Annotated in this window: 25 protein-coding genes; 11 read left to right on the top strand and 14 right to left on the bottom strand. The window is 63.3% G+C overall.

Annotation, left to right across the window (positions count from 1 at the left end):
- Positions 1 to 33 precede the first annotated feature (33 nt).
- Positions 34 to 729, bottom strand: a complete 696-nt coding sequence (locus ACZ5WT_RS17850) for a sugar transferase (protein ID WP_464285100.1) — start codon at positions 727 to 729, stop codon at positions 34 to 36.
- Positions 730 to 991: 262 nt separating this feature from the next.
- On the opposite strand from ACZ5WT_RS17850, the gene ACZ5WT_RS17855 reads away from it, so the two are divergent.
- Positions 992 to 1,768, top strand: coding sequence for an NAD kinase (locus ACZ5WT_RS17855; protein WP_464285101.1), 777 nt, complete (start codon positions 992 to 994; stop codon positions 1,766 to 1,768).
- 5 nt (positions 1,769 to 1,773) lie between these two features.
- Here ACZ5WT_RS17855 and ACZ5WT_RS17860 read toward each other — a convergent pair whose 3' ends face one another.
- From ACZ5WT_RS17860 to ACZ5WT_RS17875, 4 genes are all read right to left on the bottom strand, one after another.
- On the bottom strand, positions 1,774 to 2,979 hold the full coding sequence (locus ACZ5WT_RS17860) for a DUF2336 domain-containing protein (protein WP_464285102.1): 1,206 nt from the start codon (positions 2,977 to 2,979) through the stop codon (positions 1,774 to 1,776).
- An 86-nt stretch (positions 2,980 to 3,065) separates the two neighbouring features.
- Complete coding sequence (locus ACZ5WT_RS17865; RefSeq protein ID WP_464285103.1) at positions 3,066 to 3,224, bottom strand: hypothetical protein; 159 nt, start codon at positions 3,222 to 3,224, stop codon at positions 3,066 to 3,068.
- Positions 3,225 to 3,400: 176 nt separating this feature from the next.
- Positions 3,401 to 4,204, bottom strand: a complete 804-nt coding sequence (locus ACZ5WT_RS17870; RefSeq protein ID WP_464285104.1) for a transglycosylase SLT domain-containing protein — start codon at positions 4,202 to 4,204, stop codon at positions 3,401 to 3,403.
- 91 nt (positions 4,205 to 4,295) lie between these two features.
- Complete coding sequence (locus tag ACZ5WT_RS17875; protein ID WP_464285105.1) at positions 4,296 to 4,874, bottom strand: nitroreductase family protein; 579 nt, start codon at positions 4,872 to 4,874, stop codon at positions 4,296 to 4,298.
- A 191-nt stretch (positions 4,875 to 5,065) separates the two neighbouring features.
- Between ACZ5WT_RS17875 and ACZ5WT_RS17880 the strand changes: the two genes are divergently transcribed.
- Positions 5,066 to 6,064, top strand: coding sequence for a hypothetical protein (locus ACZ5WT_RS17880; RefSeq protein ID WP_464285106.1), 999 nt, complete (start codon positions 5,066 to 5,068; stop codon positions 6,062 to 6,064).
- A gap of 49 nt (positions 6,065 to 6,113) precedes the next feature.
- On the top strand, positions 6,114 to 7,904 hold the full coding sequence (locus ACZ5WT_RS17885; protein WP_464285107.1) for a hypothetical protein: 1,791 nt from the start codon (positions 6,114 to 6,116) through the stop codon (positions 7,902 to 7,904).
- Positions 7,905 to 7,938: 34 nt separating this feature from the next.
- On the opposite strand, the gene ACZ5WT_RS17890 is transcribed toward ACZ5WT_RS17885, so the two are convergent.
- The 5 genes from ACZ5WT_RS17890 to thrS form a co-directional block, all read right to left on the bottom strand.
- A complete protein-coding gene (locus ACZ5WT_RS17890; RefSeq protein ID WP_464285108.1) occupies positions 7,939 to 8,940 on the bottom strand; it encodes an NAD-dependent epimerase/dehydratase family protein in 1,002 nt (333 codons plus the stop codon).
- The gene (locus ACZ5WT_RS17895; RefSeq protein ID WP_464285109.1) at positions 8,937 to 10,241 is read right to left on the bottom strand and encodes a UDP-glucose dehydrogenase family protein; all 1,305 of its coding nucleotides are present in this window, start codon (positions 10,239 to 10,241) and stop codon (positions 8,937 to 8,939) included. The genes ACZ5WT_RS17890 and ACZ5WT_RS17895 overlap by 4 nt, the downstream gene beginning before the upstream one ends.
- A gap of 49 nt (positions 10,242 to 10,290) precedes the next feature.
- Entirely contained in the window at positions 10,291 to 10,722 is a 432-nt protein-coding gene (gene arfB, locus ACZ5WT_RS17900; RefSeq protein ID WP_464285110.1) for an alternative ribosome rescue aminoacyl-tRNA hydrolase ArfB, read from the bottom strand.
- Positions 10,723 to 10,848: 126 nt separating this feature from the next.
- Complete coding sequence (locus ACZ5WT_RS17905) at positions 10,849 to 11,079, bottom strand: hypothetical protein (protein ID WP_464285111.1); 231 nt, start codon at positions 11,077 to 11,079, stop codon at positions 10,849 to 10,851.
- Positions 11,079 to 13,064 carry a threonine--tRNA ligase gene (thrS, locus tag ACZ5WT_RS17910; RefSeq protein ID WP_464285112.1) on the bottom strand — a complete coding sequence of 662 codons (1,986 nt, stop codon included), beginning with the start codon at positions 13,062 to 13,064 and terminating at the stop codon, positions 11,079 to 11,081. The genes ACZ5WT_RS17905 and thrS overlap by 1 nt, the downstream gene beginning before the upstream one ends.
- Before the next feature lie 174 nt (positions 13,065 to 13,238).
- Between thrS and ACZ5WT_RS17915 the strand changes: the two genes are divergently transcribed.
- Positions 13,239 to 14,015, top strand: a complete 777-nt coding sequence (locus tag ACZ5WT_RS17915; protein ID WP_464285113.1) for a lysostaphin resistance A-like protein — start codon at positions 13,239 to 13,241, stop codon at positions 14,013 to 14,015.
- 2 nt (positions 14,016 to 14,017) lie between these two features.
- On the opposite strand, the gene yidD is transcribed toward ACZ5WT_RS17915, so the two are convergent.
- Positions 14,018 to 14,329 carry a membrane protein insertion efficiency factor YidD gene (gene yidD / locus ACZ5WT_RS17920; protein WP_464285114.1) on the bottom strand — a complete coding sequence of 104 codons (312 nt, stop codon included), beginning with the start codon at positions 14,327 to 14,329 and terminating at the stop codon, positions 14,018 to 14,020.
- Entirely contained in the window at positions 14,329 to 14,781 is a 453-nt protein-coding gene (locus ACZ5WT_RS17925) for an iron-sulfur cluster assembly scaffold protein (RefSeq protein WP_464285115.1), read from the bottom strand. Before ACZ5WT_RS17925 ends, yidD begins: the two co-directional genes overlap by 1 nt.
- Positions 14,782 to 14,927: 146 nt before the next feature.
- Here ACZ5WT_RS17925 and folE point away from each other — a divergent pair, with 146 nt between their 5' ends.
- Both folE and hisI read left to right on the top strand, forming a co-directional pair.
- Positions 14,928 to 15,551 (top strand): GTP cyclohydrolase I FolE, encoded by a 624-nt coding sequence (folE, locus tag ACZ5WT_RS17930; RefSeq protein ID WP_464285116.1) that lies wholly within the window; start codon positions 14,928 to 14,930, stop codon positions 15,549 to 15,551.
- A 54-nt stretch (positions 15,552 to 15,605) separates the two neighbouring features.
- The gene (gene hisI / locus ACZ5WT_RS17935) at positions 15,606 to 16,052 is read left to right on the top strand and encodes a phosphoribosyl-AMP cyclohydrolase (RefSeq protein ID WP_464287242.1); all 447 of its coding nucleotides are present in this window, start codon (positions 15,606 to 15,608) and stop codon (positions 16,050 to 16,052) included.
- Positions 16,053 to 16,081: 29 nt separating this feature from the next.
- On the opposite strand, the gene ACZ5WT_RS17940 is transcribed toward hisI, so the two are convergent.
- Positions 16,082 to 16,816, bottom strand: a complete 735-nt coding sequence (locus tag ACZ5WT_RS17940; protein ID WP_464285117.1) for a rhomboid family intramembrane serine protease — start codon at positions 16,814 to 16,816, stop codon at positions 16,082 to 16,084.
- Positions 16,817 to 16,995: 179 nt separating this feature from the next.
- Between ACZ5WT_RS17940 and ACZ5WT_RS17945 the strand changes: the two genes are divergently transcribed.
- From ACZ5WT_RS17945 to ACZ5WT_RS17960, 4 genes are all read left to right on the top strand, one after another.
- Positions 16,996 to 17,649: a PAS domain-containing protein gene (locus ACZ5WT_RS17945; protein WP_464285118.1), complete on the top strand. Its 654-nt coding sequence runs from the start codon at positions 16,996 to 16,998 to the stop codon at positions 17,647 to 17,649.
- Between the two features lie 127 nt (positions 17,650 to 17,776).
- Positions 17,777 to 18,409 carry a PilZ domain-containing protein gene (locus ACZ5WT_RS17950; protein ID WP_464285119.1) on the top strand — a complete coding sequence of 211 codons (633 nt, stop codon included), beginning with the start codon at positions 17,777 to 17,779 and terminating at the stop codon, positions 18,407 to 18,409.
- 90 nt (positions 18,410 to 18,499) lie between these two features.
- A complete protein-coding gene (locus tag ACZ5WT_RS17955; RefSeq protein WP_464285120.1) occupies positions 18,500 to 19,024 on the top strand; it encodes a hypothetical protein in 525 nt (174 codons plus the stop codon).
- Between the two features lie 141 nt (positions 19,025 to 19,165).
- Positions 19,166 to 19,798, top strand: coding sequence for a transglutaminase-like cysteine peptidase (locus ACZ5WT_RS17960; RefSeq protein WP_464285121.1), 633 nt, complete (start codon positions 19,166 to 19,168; stop codon positions 19,796 to 19,798).
- A 140-nt stretch (positions 19,799 to 19,938) separates the two neighbouring features.
- Here ACZ5WT_RS17960 and ACZ5WT_RS17965 read toward each other — a convergent pair whose 3' ends face one another.
- A complete protein-coding gene (locus ACZ5WT_RS17965) occupies positions 19,939 to 20,259 on the bottom strand; it encodes a DUF6949 family protein (RefSeq protein ID WP_464285122.1) in 321 nt (106 codons plus the stop codon).
- A gap of 101 nt (positions 20,260 to 20,360) precedes the next feature.
- Here ACZ5WT_RS17965 and ACZ5WT_RS17970 point away from each other — a divergent pair, with 101 nt between their 5' ends.
- Positions 20,361 to 21,038, top strand: a complete 678-nt coding sequence (locus ACZ5WT_RS17970; RefSeq protein ID WP_464285123.1) for a hypothetical protein — start codon at positions 20,361 to 20,363, stop codon at positions 21,036 to 21,038.
- The last annotated feature ends 5 nt before the right edge of the window (positions 21,039 to 21,043 follow it).

Here is a 21,043-nt window from a genome sequence, read left to right on the forward strand (position 1 = left end):
AGCGCAAAGGACATCTGCCCGCCTCGGTGCTGATCAACTCCCGGTCCCGCGCAAGAATTCCCGCACCAGCGTGCGGCCGATGATCCTGATATCCAGCCACAGCGAGGCATTCTGGATATAGGCGACGTCATGATCCACCCGGCTTCGCGCCAGCGCCGCATCGCTGACTGAGCCGCGCAAGCCATTCACCTGCGCCCACCCCGTCAGTCCCGGCAGCAGCGACAGCCTCTTGTCGTAATAAGGCACCAGCTCGCGATAGGGCATCCCGCCCGCCTGCATTCCTGGCACATGCGGGCGCGGTCCCACGAGCGACATTTCTCCCCGCAACACATTCAGCAGTTGAGGCAATTCATCCACGCTGGTGCGCCGCAACAGATGGCCAAGCCGCGTTACGGTCTGCGTCCCCGCCGCCATGGTCCGGAACTTGTAGATCAGGAACAACCTGCCGCCGCGCCCCTCGCGGCTCTGCGCGAACAATACCGGGCCTGAGCCAGTCACTTTCAGAGCAAGCGCGACGATGAAAAGGAACGGGGCCAAAACCACCAGCGCCGTTCCCGACAGCACGATGTCCAGCGAGCGCTTGGCGAGGTGTTCCCGGCCAGACAGGCCGTCAGCAGAAACCGGCACGCCGCCAGCCAGATACAATGGCAACCCGCTCTGCAGCACCAGAAGATCGCCAAGTCCCCCGCCGTGACCATGGGTCTCCGGGCCAGTCTTGCCGGCCGGCACATTTGCGTTTTCGAGGCCACCCAAAACACTCATACGCACGCAGTCCCTGTATCGACGGCACGCACTGGCGCCCGGCAGAAAAAAGCGTCAACTAGACAGCAATTCACCCGCCTCAGGCACTAGATCGAATTTTATATTTGCCACTCTACTTGCCGTCAACGCAGCGCCGGAAACCGGCATCCCGCCAGCCCTGGCATACCAGCGGCTGGCCCCGCCTCGCGCCGCGTGGTAGGCAGGCCCGACCCCGATCGGAGACTTTCTATTGTCCACCCCGTCCACCGACCGCATTAGCTTTGTAACCAACGGCACGCCCGAAGCTGACGCCGCAGGCGAGCGGCTCCGCGCGCGCTATGGCGATCACCCGATCGACGCTGCCGATGTGATCGTCGCCCTCGGCGGCGACGGCCTGATGCTGCAGACCCTTCACCGCGTCATGGAGACCAATGTTCCGGTCTACGGCATGAATTTTGGGTCAGTCGGCTTCATGATGAACAGCTTTTCCGAGGACGATCTGGCCAATCGCCTGGCCTTGGCCCAGGCGACCCGCATCTATCCCCTGTCGATGAGCGTGGTCGATACCAATGGCGAAACCCAGACGGCTCTGGCACTGAACGAAGTCTCGCTGTTTCGCGCCACCTATCAGGCCGCCAAGATCCAGATCATCGTCGATGATGCGGTTCGTCTCGAAGAGCTGATCTGTGACGGCGTGCTGGTCGCCACCCCGGCCGGTTCGACGGCCTACAACCTGTCGGCACACGGGCCCATTCTGCCCATCGAGGCGCCGCTGCTGGCCCTCACCCCGATTTCCCCATTCCGTCCCCGCCGCTGGCGGGGTGCCATCCTGTCAAATCGGGCTGAGGTGAAATTTGTCGCCCGCGAGTCCGAAAAGCGCCCAGTCAGCGCGGTGGCCGACAATGTCGAGTTCCACAACGTGCTTGAGGTCACGGTGAAGGAAGATCGCACCCACGGCGTGACCCTGTTGTTCGATCCGGGCACCAGCCTCGAAGAGCGCGTCCTGAGCGAGCAGTTCCGCTTCTAGCCAGGTCAGGCGGCTGGCAGTGCCAGCCGCACGTGGGCAGGAGCATCGGGCAGCAGCATCGGCGCCACAGCCTCGGTGGCAAAAGCCGCCATCACGCCGCGAGCAGCCCGGCGGGCCAGCAGGATGTTCTGCTCGCTGAGATAGGCGAAAGCCTCTTCCAGCTCCGCCGGGATAACCCCGTCATGCTCGCTGATTAGCTCTTCGGTCAGCGCCGTCACCACATAGTGCCGCGCACCGGCATCGTCCGCCAGGTCCGTCGTGCGCGCCAGCATCACCAGCCGCGCCAAGAGGTTCCGCACGCCCTCGCCCAGCCCGCAACGCGCCAGCAGGGCATTGAGCGAAGCCCGGCTGCCGTTTTCCAGCAGGGCAAAGACCTTGCTCCGCGGCGTCTGCGCCAGTTCAGCCAGGCAATCGGCAAAGAACATCACATGCCCGGTCACCACCGCATGCAGCAGCACACGGATGTTGACGTTGTCGGTCTCGATGAGATCAGCCACGAAATCCTGGCTGGCCCGCACGGCCTCGCGCTCGCCGATAGCGGTCAGCGCCGTATCGCAGCTGTCACGCAGAACGCGCCCCAACCGGTCCTCGGCCACCGCACCTTTAACGATCCGCGCACCGCGCAGCATTTCGCTCACCTTGCGCACCAGCAGCATGCGGCTCGCCGCCGGCAGGTCCGGCCGCCCAAGCAGCGCACCGCGCATCTCGGCGATGTCACCCAGCGACTTGGTCATCTCATGCAGAACATCGTCGCCGAACGCCACATCGTGCCGGCGCAGCAGGCGCAGCGTCACACTGTTATGCCCGCGCGCCGCGATGGCGATGCCCAGCCGAGCGCTCAGCGTGGTGCGCTGGCTGATCGCAAGCAGCATGGAGAGGTCGAGCGATTTGATCATCCCGATCAGATCGGCATCGATCAGCACGGGGGAATATTGCATCACCGCCCGCGCAATGACGGCGCTGTCGTGCAGCAGGGCCAGCATGAGGGGGCGCGGTGCTTCAGCCGAATGCAGCAGGCCATAGGCCAGCGCCGCACGCACCTTCACCGAGGGATCATCGAGAAAACCGATCAGTGCCGCATAGAGCGCAGCCTGTTCATCGGCAGGACCGACATGGTTGAGATAGGCCAGGGCCGCCAGATGCGCCGCGCTGCCTCGTTCCTCGCTATCCTGCGACCGGGAAAGGGACACGAACTCCTGATAGGCAACCATTCCGCTCTCCGCACATCGCGGAAACAACCCTAGCGAGGAAGCCTTAAGGAACGGTTCACCATAATTATGGCGCGAGCGATACTCTGTTAGACGGCGGCGAGTACGAACGCGAAGACCTGGCTTAGGCCGGTCCAGAAGCTGACGAAAACGGCCCAGCTGGCCAGCGCCGCCCCGAGAATAACCCAGCCCCGTGGAATGCGAAGCGGCAGTTCTTTGGTCTGCGAGACGGCAGTCGTGCGGCGCATGTCGAACTCCCTGGCGTGTTGGCCGGTTCCGAGCGGTTCACCCAATATCGATTACACGATTCGATCGTTAATGTTCCGTCGCCCGGTGTCGTCAGCTTTGATGTTAACTAGTGTTGCTGCCGACCGACGCTGGTGATGGCTACTAATCCGTAAATGCCGCAACAACAACTGAGGCACTACCGCGCATAGAGCTGCGTGAAGAACGCCGCGGCGTCGGGCTCCGTTCCCGCCGCGCTGGTGTCCTCGATCTCGTTCTTGAACAGCCCGGTGAAAGACATGTTCTCGGGCGAGAACCGCGAAGGCAGTGGCGGCGGCGCTACCGGCGCGGCCTGCCCCGCCATTTGCTGCACGGCGAAAGGTGCATTGGTGCCCCCGCCTTCGTGCTTGGCAACCAGCACCCGATAGACCTCACGGATGGTCCGCGCCTGCCCGCCAGAATAGAAGATCGATTGGTTGGCCGCCGCCTGCTTGGGAAACAGATTGGCCGCAATCTGGTCGGGGTTCTGCAGCCCCGCATTGAACATCCGCTCGGCTCCCTGCGCCCCCAGGAAGTGGGCGATATAGAGCTCGCCCGCGCTGGGCCGCCGGCCGAACCGCGTGGTCAGGTAGTCACCATTTGATTTTGTGAACGCCGCCGCCAGGTCCGAGGCGATGCGCGGATCTTCCCGCAGCTTGAGGATCTCGGCCTTCAGCGCCGGATCGCGCACCACATAGTCGCCATCTGCCGTCCGCTCGATGGCATTAGCCGTCTGGCCGTAGCCCAGCCGCGGCCCCTCTTCCTTCATCACCTGCAGCCAGGTGCCTTCCAGAAACTGGAACAGCCCCACCGCCGAAGAGGTCTGCGCCTTGGCCTGCGGATTGAGACTGCTCTCGCGCACCGCCGTCTGCAGCAGATAGTCGAAATCGACGCCGTTCCTGTCCCCGGCCGAGGTCAGCACATAGGCCAGGCTTTGTGGCACCGATATTGGCGTAACGCCCATCAGATGGATGGCCCCGCAGAATCAACGTTCAGCGATAGAAGCACCGCAATGGTTAACCCTCTGTTAACCATTGCAATCGCCCCGAGGCCCCTCAGGCGCCCCAGTAACTGACGATATCTTCCAGCGCCGGACGCGGCCGGTCCTCGATCACGGTCGTCGGCGTGCCGATATGCACGAAGCCCACGAACCGCTCGCCTTCGCGGGCGCCCAGCATTGCGGTTGCCTCGGCGTCAAAGGCATACCACCGCGTCACCCACGAGGCCGCGAAGCCAAAGGCGTAGGCAGCATGCACCAGGTTCAGCGCCACATTGCCGGCCGACAGCAGCTGCTCGAATTCGGGAACCTTGGGATGCTCCTTGGGCGAGGAGATGACCCCGATGGTCAGCGGCGCCGGCAGAAACCGCATCCGCTCCACCTCAAGGCCTGCCTCGTCCATCTCCGGATTATGGCGCGCAGCGATTTCGGCGAGCTTTTCACCGGCCTGCTTGCGCGCATCGCCTGCGATCACCACCAGCCGCCAGGGCGTCACCTTGCCGTGATCGGGCACACGTGTGCCGATTGTCAGAATTTGCTGGAGCTGGTCCGGCGTCGGCCCTGGCTCCTTGAGAAAGGCCATGCCCACCGAACGACGGGTCAGCAGGTGGTCTCGAAGGGCGGGATTTTCAGACATTGGCATAGCTCCGTTTGGCCCGAGCAATAGCCGCAACCAGCCATCCACGCCAGAACCAGCAACATAATCCCCAGCCCCGTGCTTTGTGGTGTTTTCATTGGGCCGGGTCTGTGACACAGCTTTTCCCCATTCGCCGCCTATTAGGGCCAGATCGATTCAGCCAGCCAGGCTGCCAATTGCCCGGAGACCAGATGCGCTTGCGACCACTACTTGCCCTACTGCTTGTGCTGGCAATCGCCGCTCCTGCCTCCGTGCCGCTCGCAACCGCCGTCGTCGCGCAGGAAGCCGTAGCAGAAATGCCGCCCATGCCGCGCCCCCGGCCTGATCCGGATGACCTGCCCCCGCCGGTCCCCGCGCCACCCCCTGCCCCCGCCGCAACGGCACCTGCCGCCACCCCGGCGACAGAGGCCATTGCCGCCCTGACCTCGGCCCCGCAGACCGTTACGCTCGATGCGAAGATCACCCCGGATGGCGCCCCCATCCCCGATGGCCTCATCTGGCGCATCTTCGATGCCGTCCCCGATGCCAATGGCGAACTGGCGCTGGTCGAAAAGTCCGACCTCGGCGCCCCCACCGTCGAACTGCCGCCCGGCGATTACGTCGTTCACGTCGCCTATGGGCGCGCGCAGGCCAGCGAACCGCTGTCGGTCGGCACCGGTAACAACGCCAAGACCTTCATTCTCGATGCGGGCGCGCTGCGTCTCAATTCGGCCGTTACCGGCGACATCGCCATTCCGGCCGGCCTGCTGAAATTCGACATTTTCACCACCGGCACCGAAACCGACCGCACGCTGGTCGCCGAGGGCCTGCGCCCCAACGATATCGTGACGCTCAATGCCGGCACCTATCACATCGTCTCGCATTTCGGCTCGGTGAACGCCGTGGTCCGCGCCGACCTGCGCGTCGAGGCTGGTCAGCTGACCGACGCCACGCTCTATCACCATGCCGGCCAGATCGCCTTCAAACTGGTGTCCGAAGCCGGTGGCGAGGCCATTGCCGACGTCGAATGGACGGTCAAGACCTCCGACGGTGCCACGGTCTTTTCCGAGCTGGGCGCTTTCCCGTCCACCGTGCTGGCCGAGGGCGAATATCTCGTTCTGGCCAAGCAGGGCACGCAAGTATTCAACCGCGAGTTCCAGGTACAAGCCGGTTCCGCCCGCGAAATCGAAGTGCTGACGACCGTCTATTGACTTGTTAGTGTAGCGCTCCACACACCCGCAAGCCAAAGCGAGAGATAGCATGATGCCGTTCAAGACCCTCACCCGGAAACGCTTGGGACTTCTTGCGACCGCCTGTTTGCTGTCGGTCGCGCTGCCCGCCGGGAGCGCCTGGGCCCAGAAGGTCAAGAACAAGACCCCGGCCGCCACGCAGGCGTCCGGACCCGTCTTCAACGTCGACATTCCCGGCATCGACGCGGTCGGCTCCAACGTCGACACCGAGACATTGCGCGCCATTTTCAGCGGCAAGATCGTCGACAATGCCGACGCCCTGGCTGGCCTCACCGCAACCAGCATCACCATCCCCACCATCACGCTGGAAACCAGCAAGACCGTGGATGGAGTCGATCAGCAGGCGACCATCACTTTCTCCGATCTGGTGCTGAAGGATGTCACCAACGGCAACGCGACCTCGGTCAGCCTTGGCGGCATGGAAGTGCAGGCCGGCGACGACGCCTCCGCCGAATTCGGCATGCTGTCCGCCAACAATTTCGACATTGCCGGGGTCCTGGGCATCTATGGCTTGGTCGATGCCGGGGGCAAAACCGCGATCGAGACCATCTACACCGACTTCACCTTTGACGGCGGCACCTTCACCAGCCCCGAAATCGAATGCACCATCGGCGCCATGACCGTCGCCGAGTTCAAGGCGCGCCCGCTGAAGTATTCGATGGTCGACATGATGGCCATGGCCAACGCGCTGGAGTCCGACAACGCAGACCCCTCGCCCGAAACCCTCGGCATGGCCCTGCGCATGTATGCCGACATCTTCACCGCCTTTGAGTCGACGCCCAGCCAGTTCGGCGGCATCAACTGCTCCGGCGTCGACGAAGACGATCGCGCCATGACCTTCCAGATCGCTGGCATGACCATGGGCGGCATGAGCCCCGGCATCTATCCGGAAATTGTCATGGAAGGCCTCAACGTGAATGTTGAAGGCGATGGCTCCTTCAGGCTCGGCAAGGTGACCATCAAGGAAATGGACTTCAGCGGCCCCATCGCCGTGGTCGAAGCCGCGCCGGCCGCGCTCGATGAAGCCTGGTTCACCGACAATGCCCGCGCCCTCATGCCTGAATTCGGCGGCTTCTCCTTCGGCAATTTCGCCATCGACATTGCCGACTCGGAAGACATCGACATGCGCATCAAGGCCAGCATCGGTGCTTTCGACCTGACGCTTGCGTCCTATCTCAACGGCATTCCGACCAACCTTGAGATGACCGCCAGCAATATCGTCGCCGATCTGCCCACCGATGAAGCGGACCTGAAGCCCCTGATCGATATGGGCATCACCAGCATCGACGCAGGCTTCCGCGTGGCCACCCGCTGGAACGAAGCAGATGAAACCATCGCCATCGATGAAGTCTCGATCAGCGGCGTCGATCTGGCCACCGTCAAGCTGGCGGGCACCATCGCCAATGCCACCAGTGCGCTGTTCGATATCAACGAGGACTCCGCGCTTGCCGCCGCGATGGGCCTGGCCGTCAGCCAGATCAAGCTCGACGTCAACGATTTGGGCCTGTCCGACGTGTTGATTGCCGGCCTTGCGGCCGATCAGGGCGGCGATCCCGCCACACTCCGCCCGGTCTTTGCCGGTCTGGCCCAGGGCACGGTCGTCGGCATGCTGGCCGGTGCCGCTGAAGCCCGGAATGTCGGCATGGCGCTCAATGCCTTCATCAACGGCACCGCGAAGAATCTGATGATCCAGGTCACCGCTAAGGAGCAGCCGGGCCTTGGCCTCCTCGATTTCCTGGCCGCCGAAGAAGATCCGACCCTGCTGATCGGCAAGGTCACCATCGACGCCAGCGCCAACTAATGTCCCAATGGGCCGCTTCCGAGCGGCCCATCCCTCACCGGAAGCCGTGGTAGTCCTTGAACCACGCAACGAAGCGCGCAACGCCGACCTCGATGGGCGTTTCCGGCAATGCCCCCACCAGCGCCTGTAGCAGCCGCGTATCGGCCTCCGTCGCCACAACGTCCCCCGCCTGCATCGGCAGCATGTTGAGCTGGGCCTTCCGCCCAATGGCCGTCTCGAAGGCACCGATGAAGTCCATCAGCTCCACCGGCCGCCCGCCCCCGATATTGACCGCCCGGAATGGCGCCACTGCCGACAGGCTGTCATGGGCCAGCGGCTTTCCCATCACCGGCGCCTTGTCGGCAAGGCTGACCAGCGCCGTCACCAGGTCGTCGACATAGGTGAAGTCGCGCCGCATCTTGCCATAGCCGTAGACGTCGATTGGGCGCCCCTCGAAGATCGCCGTGGCGAACTTGATCGCCGCCATATCCGGCCGTCCCCACGGGCCATAGACCGTGAAGAAGCGCACGCAGGTCGAGGCGATGCCGAACAGGTGTGCATAGGAATGCACCATGGCTTCGCCGGATTTCTTGGTCGCAGCATAGAGCGACATGGGCCCGTCTGCCCGGTCAGTTTCGGCAAACGGAAACTTGGTATTGCCCGCATAGACCGAACTGCTCGACGCAAAGATCAGGTGCTGCACCGGCACGTTGCGCAGCGCTTCCAGCAGGTTGGCCGTGCCCACGATGTTGGATTGGATATAGCTCTGCGGATGCTCAAGGCTGTAGCGCACTCCCGGCTGCGCCGCGAGATGCACCACCACATCGGCCCGCGCGTCCCGCACGCTGGCACGCAGCAGATCGAGGTCTTCCAGCATTCCCTCGATTGGCGTGAAGCCCTCGAAACCCGCCAGCTGCGCCAGCCGGGCGCGCTTCAGCGCGGGATCGTAATAGTTCGTCACCCCGTCATAGCCGGTGACCTGATGCCCCTCCGCCAGCAGCCGCCGGGCCAGGTGAAAGCCGATGAACCCCGCCGTCCCGGTAACGAAAAACCTCATCCGCGCCCCACGCTCGTATAGGCAAAGCCGTGCCGCACCACCTCGTCGTGGCGATAGACATTGCGCAGGTCCACCAGCACTCGCGATTTCATCGCCCGCCCGATCCGGTCGAGATCCAGCGAGCGGAATTCGTTCCACTCGGTGATCAGCACCAGAGCATCAGCGCCCTCGGCGACCTCATAGGCCGAACCGGCAAACCGCACGCCCTCAAGCATCTGTGCCGCCGCATCCATCCCCTTGGGGTCATAGGCCACGATTGCGGCACCCGCCGCCTGCAGTCCCGCGACGATATCGATCGACGGCGCCTCGCGCATATCGTCGGTATTGGGTTTGAAGGTCAGCCCCAGCACGCCGAGGGTTTTGCCCGCAACGTCGCCGCCACAGGCCGCAATCACCTTGCGCGCCATCGCCCGCTTGCGCTCGTCATTGATGTCGATCGTCGTCTCCACCAGCCGCATCGGGCTGCCGTGGTCCTGGCCGATCCGCACCAGCGCCTGCGTGTCCTTGGGAAAGCACGACCCGCCATAGCCGGGCCCGGCATGCAGGAACTTGCTGCCGATGCGGTTATCCAGCCCCATGCCGCGCGCCACCTGCTGCACGTCGGCACCCGTCGCCTCGCACAGGTCCGCCACCTCGTTGATGAAGGTGATCTTCATCGCAAGGAACGCATTGGCTGCATATTTGATCATTTCGGCGGTGCGCCGGTCGGTAAACACCAGCGGCGCCTGGTTGAGATAGAGCGGCCGGTACACCTCGGTCATCACCGCCCGTGCCCGCTCGTCATCGATCCCGATCACGATCCGGTCCGGCCGTTTGAAGTCCTCGATTCCCGCGCCCTCGCGCAGGAATTCCGGGTTCGACACCACCGCCACATCCGCCCCCGGATTGGCTTCCGCGATGATCGCCGCCACCGCATCGCCCGTCCCCACCGGCACGGTGGATTTGGTCACCACCACCGTGAACCCGTCCAGCGCGCCCGCCACCTGCCGCGCCACCTCATGCACGAAGCTCAGGTCCGCATGGCCATCCCCGCGCCGCGACGGCGTGCCCACGGCGATGAACACCACTTCCGCGCCCGCAACCGCAGGGGCCAACTCCGCGGTAAACCGCAGCCGCCCCGCCGCAACATTGCTGCTGACCAGCTCGGCCAACCCTGGCTCATAAATATGGATTTCCCCGCGCCCCAGCGCAGCAACCTTGTCGCGATCACTGTCGATGCAGGTCACGTCATGGCCGAAATCGGCGAGGCATGCGCCCGTCACCAGTCCCACATAGCCGGCACCGGCAATGGCAATCCTCACGGCGGCACTCCCCATTCGTCCCGCACGATACCGGGCACATCGCCGCCTGTCACTGCGAGTCGAGGGGGCTCCCGCGCAGCTTCTTGACCTCGGAACGGATGGATTTGCCTTCGAGCCGGCGGCGCTTCGAGGCCAGCGTCGGCCGCGTCGCTACCCGAAACTTCGGCGCCACCGCGCCCTCGCGCAGCAGGGCCACCAGCCGCGCCTGCGCCTCGGCGCGGTTCATCGGCTGGTCACGGTGCGAATTGGCCACGATGACGATCACGCCATCCTTGGTCAGCCGCCGCCCGGCCAGCGCCGCCACGCGCCGCTTCATGCCTTCAGGAATATTGGGGGAATTCATCAGGTCGAACCGCAGTTGCACCGCGCTCGATACCTTGTTGACGTTCTGCCCACCCGCCCCCGTGCCCCGCACGAACGTCTCCTCGATCTCCGAGGGATCGATGGCAATGGTGCGGGTGATGGGGATCAGGTCTGGCATGTCAAAACTTACCCCCACCTAGCCTCCCCCTCAAAAAGGGGGAGGAACCCATCGAGTTCGTGGCACCGTCTCGCCGCCCCACCGCACAAGTCCCTCCCCCTGTCAGGGGGAGGTTAGGTGGGGGTTCTACTTTCTCAGCCGGCCCGCGAAGATGATCTCACCTTCGTGGATGGTCAGGCCCTTGATGGTCGCCCGGTATTTCCCCGGTTGCCCCTCGGCCTCGATCACCCAGCCCTTCTTCAGCATGCCGGCGAAAACCTTGTCGCCGATATCCTTGAAGTCGCCGGGCCCAAGCGCGTTCTCCTCACCCAGATGGGTGAGCGCCTTGATTTCCCGGTTAGACGGACGCAGTGGCATCAGGCCACCTTCGCCTTTTCCTTGAGGTCGGGCGGGGTGGCTTCCGCCATCAGTTCAACCAGCGCATCCATATAGGGCACGATCTTCTGCCCTTCGGTGCCCAGGCGGCGGATCGACACGGTGCCTTCGTCGGCCTCGCGCTTGCCCACCACGAAGATCAGCGGCGTCTTGCCAACAGAGTGCTCGCGCACCTTGTAGTTGATCTTCTCGTTGCGGGTGTCGACCTCGGCGCGGATGCCGGCTGCCTTGAGCTGGCGCACCAGCTTTTCGGCATATTCGTCCGCTTCCGAAACGATGGTCGCGACCACGACCTGGGTCGGAGCCAGCCACATCGGCATCTTGCCGGCATAGTTTTCGATCAGCATGCCGATGAAGCGCTCGAGCGAGCCCAGGATCGCGCGGTGCAGCATCACGGCATACTGGCGCGAGCCGTCTTCGGCGATATAGGTCGCGCCAAGACGTTCGGGCAGCACGTAGTCGAGCTGCAGCGTGCCCACCTGCCACGAACGACCGATGGCGTCCTTGAGGTGGAATTCCAGCTTGGGTGCATAGAATGCGCCCTCGCCCTCGGCGATTTCGAAGTCATAGCCGGTCGCGCGCAGGGCATCGCCCAGCGCCTTTTCAGCCGCATCCCAACGCTCGATGGTACCACCGAACTTTTCCGGGCGCGTGGCGAGCTTGATCACCACATTGTCGAAGCCCATGTGCTCGTAGACCGAATAGAGCAGATGCACGAAATGCTCGGTTTCGCTCTGGATCTGGTCTTCGCGGCAGAAGATATGCGCGTCGTCCTGGGTCATCTGGCGCACACGCATCAGGCCGTGAAGCGCGCCATGCGCTTCATTGCGGTGGCAGCAACCAAATTCCGCCATGCGCAGAGGCAGATCGCGGTAAGATTTGATGCCCTGGTTGAAGATCTGAACGTGCGCGGGGCAGTTCATCGGCTTCAGCGCCATCAGGTCGGCCGCGCCCGAAAGCACCGGACCATCTTCCTCGGTGTTCGGCACTTCGTCGGGCACCACGAACATGTTTTCGCGATACTTGCCCCAGTGGCCCGACTGCTCCCAGAACTTGGCCGCCATCAGCTGCGGGGTCTTCACCTCGACATAGCCCGAGGCATTGAGACGCCGGCGGATATAGGACTCCATCTGGTTGTAGAGCACATAGCCGCGCGGATGCCAGAACACGCTCCCCTGCGCTTCCGCCTGGAAGTGATAGAGGTCCATCTCCTGGCCGATCTTGCGGTGGTCGCGCTTTTCGGCCTCTTCCACCATGTGCAGATAGGCGTCCAGCTCGTCCTTGGTGGCGAATGCAGTGCCATAGATGCGGCTCAGCACCGGATTGTTGCTGTCACCGCGCCAATAGGCACCGGCCACCTTGGTCAGCTTGAAGGCCGTACCAACGTCCTTCACCGTGCGCATATGCGGCCCACGGCAGAGGTCGATCCACTGGCCCTGCTTGTACATCTTGAGCGACTGGTCGGCCGGAATGGCGTCGACCAGCTCGACCTTGAAGTTCTCGCCGCGCGCGGCAAAGAATTCCTTGGCCTGGTCGCGCGTCCAGATTTCCTTGGTGAAGGCGGCACCGCGATCGATGATCTCGGCCATCTTCTTTTCGATGGCAGGGAAGTCTTCTTCGCTGAACGGCTCGTCGCGCTTGAAGTCGTAATAGAAGCCGTTCTCGATCACGGGACCGATGGTCACCTGCGTCTCGGGCCACAGCTCCTGCACGGCCTCGGCCAGCACGTGCGCGGCGTCGTGACGGATCAGCTCCAGCGCATCCTTGGAACCGCTGTCGCGCGTCACGAACTCGATCTTGCCGTCGGCTTCCAGCCCATCGGAGAGATCGCTGAGAACACCGTTCCAGCGCATGGCGACGGTCTTCTTGGCGAGGCTCTTGGAGATGCCCTCGACGATGGTGGTCCCGGTGGTGCCACGCGCATAGTCGCGAGCTGCACCGTCGGGGAACGTCACCTTGATCGTCATTTTGGATCTCCAGAAATTGGGATGATGCTGCGACTATCGCAGCAAGGCGGCCTGTCTAGCACGCTTTTACGCCGATGCCAGCCCACAACGCCGTCCGCGTTACAGGGCAATCGACAGCCATTCGCGCCACTGGCATAAATGGTACGCCGAATTCAGCGGCCAGGGGGCTTCCGCATGCGTGCCAACCAGTACCGACTACCGCTGGCCATCGTCGTCGTGCTGATCTGGGTCGGAATAACGGTATTCTGGGGCGTTTGGGAACCAGACACCACCACCGCACATCACAGCATCGCCGAAGGCGTGATGTACGGCATCTCGCCCAACCTGCTGATTGCGTCGCTGTTTCTGGCGGTCTGCGTCATCGTCTTCCGCTGGTGGGATGTCGGCCTGCGGTGGCCCGAGCGTCCGCGCGAAATTCGGCTGCTTTGGTTTCCGCTCCTCTACATCCTCGCCTTTTTCAGCTTCACGCTGGTCACCGGCCTGCCGCCTGCGCAGGTGATCCTCTATCTGGTGATCAACACCCTGCTCGTCGGCTTCTCCGAGGAAATGGCGTTTCGCGGCGTGCTGTTCCGGGCGCTGCTGAACCGCTTGCCTTTGTGGCCATCGATCATTCTCACCACGGTGCTGTTCGGATCGGTGCATTCCCTGAATGCCCTGACGACAGGCGATCTGCCCGCTGCCATTGCCCAGTCGATAACCGCGGCCATGAGCGGCCTGCTGTTCATCGCCATCGTGCTGCGCACCGGCTCGATCCTGCCAGCCATGTTCATCCACGCCCTTTGGGATTTCTCCAACCTGCTGGGCATCGTCAACATCGTGCCATCAACCGAACAGGTGGCCGTTGATCCACGCCTGCTGATCGTGCCGATCATCGTGCAGATCCCGACATTCCTCTATGCGCTGTTCCTGTTGCGGAAGGTCAGGAACCAGCCCGAACCCGCACTGGCCTGAACCTACTTCCAGCGCCCATAGCGCCAGGGGCGATACCACTGCGCCGCCTCCGGCAGAGCCTCGGGGACGGGATCAAACCCATCCGTCCCGCCTGGCCGGCAGCGCACGATGCGTGCCAGGCCCATCCAGCCGCCCGGCCAGAAGCCGAACTTCCAGATCGCCGCGCCGGTATATTCCGAACAGGTTGGCAGGTGGCGGCAGTTCCGCCCCATGAACATGGACAGCGAATAGCGGTAGATGGTGATCAGCAGCACCGCGACGCTTTTGAATGGCAGGTCCACTGCCCGCCAGAACACATCCACGACTCGATCCATCAGCGAACCGCCGTAACTGATTCCATGGATTCAGCTTTTTCCAGCGCCTCAACCACTGCATCAAACACCAGCAGCGTCGAAACGTGCCGCGCCCGGTATTCGCGCACCGGCTCCAGATAGCGCAGGTCGCTCCACTTGCCCTCGGGCGGCGCGCCGTCGGCCTTCAACATATCGTGCATCTGCAGCCGCACCTGCCGGAACTCTTCGACCGGCGTGCCGACGATCTCGCGCGCCACCACGGCAGCCGAGGTCTGGCCGAGCGCACAGGCCGAAATCTCGTGGCCATATTCCACGATCACGCCATCGCGCACCACGACGTCGACCTCGATCATCGAGCCGCAAACCCGGCTCACCTTGCGCGAACTGGCATCGGGATTGGCCAGCCTTCCCGGCTGGCGGGCATTGCCTGCGAGATCGAGGATCTTTTGAGAATAGAGATCGCTCAGTTCCATTGGACGTACAATTCTGTTTCTTGTCGGCTCCCGGCACCTCCCTTATATAAGGGCACAGTTGCGGGTCGCCATAAAACTAGCACGGCCTCGAGGAACCAATCCACGCTTAGCGCGTCCAATGCGCAGGAGAGCGAAAAGGAACCGGTATGGACGCCCCCATCAAATTGCCGACCAGCCACAGCGACAAGCCTGCCCCCGTGCGCCGTCCGACCCAGGACGAGGCCGAGGCCGCCGTGCGCACCCTGATTGCCTGGGCGGGCGATGATCCGCGCCGCGAAGGCCTGATCGAGACCCCGGCCCGCGTTGCCCGCGCCTTTGGCGAATTCTTCTCCGGCTACCAGCAGGATGCAGGCGAAGTCCTCGACAAGACCTTCCGCGAAGTGGGCGGCTACGACGATATCGTGCTGGTGCGCGATATTCCCTTCAGCTCCCATTGCGAGCACCACATGGTGCCCTTCGTCGGCAAGGCGCATATCGCCTACCTGCCCCATGACGGCGTGGTGGGCCTCTCCAAGCTGGCGCGCCTGGTCGATGTCTTCGCCAAGCGTCTGCAGACCCAGGAAAACCTGACCGCGCAGATCGTCGACGCCATCAACGAGCATCTCGGCCCGCGCGGCGTCGCCGTGCTGCTCGAAGCCGAACACATGTGCATGTCCATGCGCGGCGTTCGTGCCCACGGCGCAGCGACCATCACCCACCGCTTCACCGGCGTCTTTGCCGAGGATCGCGTGGAACAGGACCGCTTCTTCGCCCTCATCGGCAAGCGCTGACCGCAGGCAAGCTCTGGAACAAATCGGCGTCTGCCGCTAAAAGGCGGCATGACCCTGACCTTTATCGATCCAGCCACCCTCACCCATGAGCAAGCCGAAGAAGGCACCGCCTTCGCGCCGAAATTCGACGCGTCGGGGCTGGTGACGGTCGTCACCACCGAGGCCGGCACCAATGAGGTGCTGATGCTGGCGCATATGAACGCCGAGGCCCTCTCGCTCACCCTGCAGACCGGAATCGCCCACTACTGGTCGCGCTCGCGCGGCAAGATCTGGAAAAAAGGCGAGACCTCGGGGGAACTGCAGGAGGTCGTGGAACTGCGTACCGATTGCGATCAGGACGCCATCGTCATGTCGGTCATCCAGACCGGTCGCGGTGCGGCCTGCCACACCGGCCGCAAGACCTGCTTCTACCGTCGCGCCGTCACCACCAAAGACGGCGTAGCCCTCGAAGATACCGGCCTGCCAAAGCTGTTTGATCCCCAGGCGGTCTACGGGCACTGACCCCGCAGGCGGGGTCTCCCCGCCCGCGCCTAGCTCTTCCGCTCGAACATTCCGACCATCAGCAGTCCGGCGAAGAACCCGCCAAGATGGGCCTGCCAGGCCACCGACATCTCGACGCCGGTGACCAGCGGCAGCAGCGGCACGGCGGCATTCAACACCACCCAGATCAGGATGAAGAATCGCGCGCGGTTGTCACGCCACAGATCGCCCAGCCCGGCCAGCCGCCGCCCCAGCACGATCCGCTCGCCCGTATCGGGGTGAGTCGCCACCAGCACTGGCTGGAAGATGAACCGGCACGCCGCGCCGGTGAGCCCGGCCACCCCGCCCGATGCGCCGATCAGATATGAGCCGGTATAGAGCGTCGTCGCCGCGAACAGCGCCGCGCCCGCCGCAGCCGACACAAAGAAGATCGCCAGCATCGGCCCCGCGCCATAGCGCCGGGCAACCGGGGTGGCAAAGATCGCAAACCACGCCACGTTGACCAGCAGATGCTCCCAGCCGCCATGCATCAGCGCATGGGTGAACGGCGTCCAGATCAGCGGCACCGCCAGCGACAGGTCATCGGCTGCGGCGATGATCCGCAGCGGCTGGAACGCGAACCAGAAAATCAGCTGCAGCTGCCCCGACTGGTTAAGCACCAGGGTTGATGCCAGGTGAATCGCCACCAGCAGCCCGATTAGCGCCGTCACCGATCCTGGCAACAGGAAAACCGGCTCCCGCCCCGCCACAGGCGGCTTGCTCGGGGTCTGGCCTTGTTCACTCATCACTTCGCTCCGACTCGCTGGCGCCCTGCACCTTACGCACTTCTTTTCCACATTGAGCCGGCCGCGTTAACCTTAAGTATTCTTTAAGAGCGATTTTGCCCTCGGCATTTGCGAATGTCGGATCCGCGGCGTCGACGTTCCGACGGGACGTTTGATCAGGGTTTGGCAGGTCAGAAAAAATGCAAAAGGCGAGCACCAGGACGCTCTACGAATACTGGAATTCCATTCGTGGTGCGCGCAGCGCGCCCGACCGGAAGGACATTGACCCGACGCGCATCCGCGACGCCCTGGCCAACACGTTCATTCTCGAACTCGACGACAGCGAGCGGTTTTCCTTCCGTCTCGCCGGCTCGCACCTGTGCACCAGCTATTGCCGCGAACTGAAGGGCCGCTCCTTCTCGGCGCTGTGGCACGAGCGCGATACCGACGCCATGGAAACCCTGATCCGCGCCGTCACCGAGGATCATGCCGTGGCGCTGGTGACCTTCCAGGGCAGCACCGCACTGCACACCAAGGTCACCTTCGAAACCATCCTGATGCCGCTCCGTCACAATGGATCCACCCACACCCGCCTGCTCGGCGCCATGACCGCATTGGAAGAACCCTACTGGCTCGGGGTTCAGCCGATCATCGAACAGCGCATCACCGGCCTGCGCCTGATCTGGCCAGATGATGTGGCGCTCGAGGATTCGATCCGCGAAGTCTCGGCCAACGTCGTCAACGAAGGCAACTTCTCCAATCCGACGGCCCCCGCTGCCATGCCGACCGTCGTTTATGGCCGTAGCGCCCGCCGTTACGCCCACCTCGCCGTCATCGACGGCGGCCGTCAGTAAGCAAACTGGCGCCGGAAATCGATCAATTTGCGCGGATTTGGTCTGCGCAAAACCCCTGATGGCAACACTTTGCGTTAACCAAAACCATCTAGCTTGTTGCTGAAAACAGGCTTCATTGGTCCGGCGAATGCTCAGCGACGACCTTCCTTCCCCGCAATACATTGCTCCGTCCCGCACCCGCGCGGAATCGAGCAAGTTTCAACGCGTCAAGGTCTCGGTCCTCGGTCGCTACATGCTGGCTGACCGCCGCGAATTCCCCTGCCAGATTCTCGAAATGTCCCCCGGCGATGCCGTGGTCGTGGCCCCGGTTGCCGGTGTCGTCGGCGAACGCGTCATTGCCTATGTCGATCATATCGGCCGCATCGAGGGCACCATCCTCAGGGCCGACGAGGTTGGCTTCGTGATGGATATCGCCGCCTCGCCCCGCAAGCGCGACAAGATGGCGGCCCAGCTGACGTGGCTGGCCAACAAGGACGTCCTCAACATGCCCGAGGACCGGCGCCACGAACGCGTCGTGCCCGATATCCGTCACTCGACGGTCGTGCTGGACGATGGCCGCCGCTACAACTGCAAGATCATCGACATTTCCCTGTCCGGCGCCGCCATCGAGCTCGATGTGCGCCCCGCCATGGGCACCCCGGTTACTCTGGGCCGCATGCGCGCGCGCGTCGTCCGCCATTTCCAGAATGGCGTCGCCGTCGAGTTCGCCTCCGCCCAGGAGATGATCACGGTGATCCAGCAGAACCTGCGCATGAACTGACGCGTCAGCAGCATACCTGCTGCGCCGCCGGCAAACCTGCCGCGCGCTCCACGAATGGCGCCGAAGCACTGCCCTCGCTATAATGGGCGCATGACCAGCATGCTCCGCGCCTCTTCCCTGGCGACTTTCGCAGCGACCTTCCTTGCCTTTGGCGCACCCGCCGGAGCCTTCGATGACGCCCGCCGCGATTGGGACGGCTATTCCTGGCAGACGATCAAGCTTGCCGAATGCGTCGCCAGCCAGACTACGCTGGATTGCCCGGCCTACCATCAGAAGTGGGACTGGAAGCGCAACCAGTGGGTCGACATGACCATCACGCTAGATCTAGCCCACGACACGCTCAAGCTAACCCAGCGCCTCACCGACAACGATCCGAGCGACGACGACAATGTTTGCGTCACCGCGCTCGCCGTAGACGGCCGCGGCAACAATATCGTCGCCCACCATCAGAACTGGCACGTCGCCCCAGGCAGCGTCTACGAGGCGTCCTTTGCCTATCGCTCGGCAGCCCTGTCCGAGGTCTCTGTGATCCATATCGGCTCCAAGCAGTGCCGCGAGGGACCAGCCCAGGACGATGCGCTCTACGCCCAGGTCCTCGCCGGAATCCATTCCTGAGCACCCCAGGCTAAGCCCTTGGCTCGCATGGTTACTTTTTCCAGAATCCAATCGATAAAACACGCATAAAAACTGCGTGGTAGTTTTCGGACCGGGGCAAGTCGCCCCCCTTAGCGTGGTCTCCATCAGGGAGATCACACTATGTCGAACACCAACAATGGACTGCGAGCCGCGCTTCTGGGAGCCCTTCTGGCCCTGGCCGCTGCCATCGCTCCCGCCCAGGCTCTGGACACCACCAACGTTGCTTTCGTGCAGGTCGCCAACGGCAATACCAGCATTCCGGTCGGCCACGCCGAGTTCTGCCAGAGCCGCCCTGAAGAGTGCCGCCCCCACGCCAATCCTGTCGCCGCTGTCGAGCTGACGGAAGGCCTGTGGCAGCAGCTGGTCAACGTCAACGCCGCCTGGAACCAGGCCATCGTTCCCGTCACCGACCAGGATCTCTACCAGGTCTCCGAATTCTGGACCTACCCCAATGGCTACGGCGATTGTGAAGATTACGCGCTGGCCAAGCGCCGCGACCTGATCAATGCCGGCTGGCCCGCCAGCGCGCTGCTGATGTCGGTGGTCAAGCAGGCCAACGGCGAAGGCCATGCCGTGCTGCTGGTCCGCACCGACCGCGGCGATCTCGTCCTCGACAACCAGGTCGGCACGATCGATCTGTGGAACCAGACCCCCTACAAGTTCATCAAGCGCCAGTCCCAGGCCGATGCCGGCAAGTGGGTGGACATGCTCGACAACCGCGACATCGTCATCGCAACCGCCGCCATCAACTAGCGCCGGCACCAGTTCCAGACCCCGCCCAAGGTTTCCCTGATAAGAACCTTTCCCTGATAGGGGTCTGATGAAAAAGGCCAGCTTCGCACTCCGAAGCTGGCCTTTTTGCCGTCAGAACCAATTCACCTTGCGCCGAGGCCCTAATACCGCAGCGCCACATAGATCCCCATGAACATCAGCCCGGTAATGAACGACCAGCCAAAGGCGACTACGGCCGATACCAGCGCCGAAGCCATCGAGATCGTGTCATCGTCCTGATGCTGCCAGCCCAGCTGCAGCATGATGTAGGGGCCGCAGACAAAGCTGACGCCAAGATTGGCCAGGGATTTGAGATAGGTCTCCCCGTCATAGCGCAGCGTGGCGTTCTGCCGGGTGAGCAATTGATAGAGGTGTGTTCCTGCGCCGGCCAGGCACAGCCCGACAGCGATCATGAAACTCGCAAGCAACAATTCTTTGGTCATGCCAGATGTCCGTGTTGCGCGGGAAAATTAACCCTCCATTAAGCATATTACCCACCCAATAGCCTGTCATCTCTCCTAGCTAATACTGGTTAATCCTGGCGATGAGCTCGCAATCGACCCTCAACGAGCGCGGCAGCGGTTCGTCTTCGCTGGCCTATAATCTGGCCGGCATTGCTGTGCTTGTGCTGCTGCTGGCGGTGGGCGCAGCCTACCTGCTCGACGAGATGGGCCGCGCGTCGCAGCCCGCCGCTCCGGCCATCGATGACCCCGATCCAATCACCCAGACGATTTCCGGCCGGGAACTGTCGATCCCCACCAGCTGGTTCCGCTATGGCGAGCAGATCCGCAACGGCTTCACCAGCCAGATCGACCTGCGCATCATGTTCGCGCCGGAAGACGCCGCGGCGCCTCTTCCCATCGATGTCACCCTGGTGCCCCGCAGCCGCGCCCGCACCAGCGCCAGCCTGCTTGATAGCGTCTACCTGCACCAGTTCGCCGACGACACCCTCACGGGCGTGCCGGGTCTGGTCGGCAAGCCAATGCGGGCGGATGGCGGATATGCGGGCGAAAGCGTCTGGTATGACGCGCTGTCACCCAATCCCTTCGTCGCCAAATGTCTGGAAGCGGTGCAGGAGAGCGGTGCCGCGCAATGCGTCCGGACCGTTTACCTGCCGAGCGGCATTGCCGCGATCTATACGTTTGACGCCACGATCCTGCAATCGTGGCGCCAGTTCGATAGCGAGATAGAGCGTTGGCTGGCGCCGATAGGCGCCTGGTAGCCCTG

The sequence above is a fragment of the Devosia sp. T2-14 genome (genome assembly GCF_055397495.1).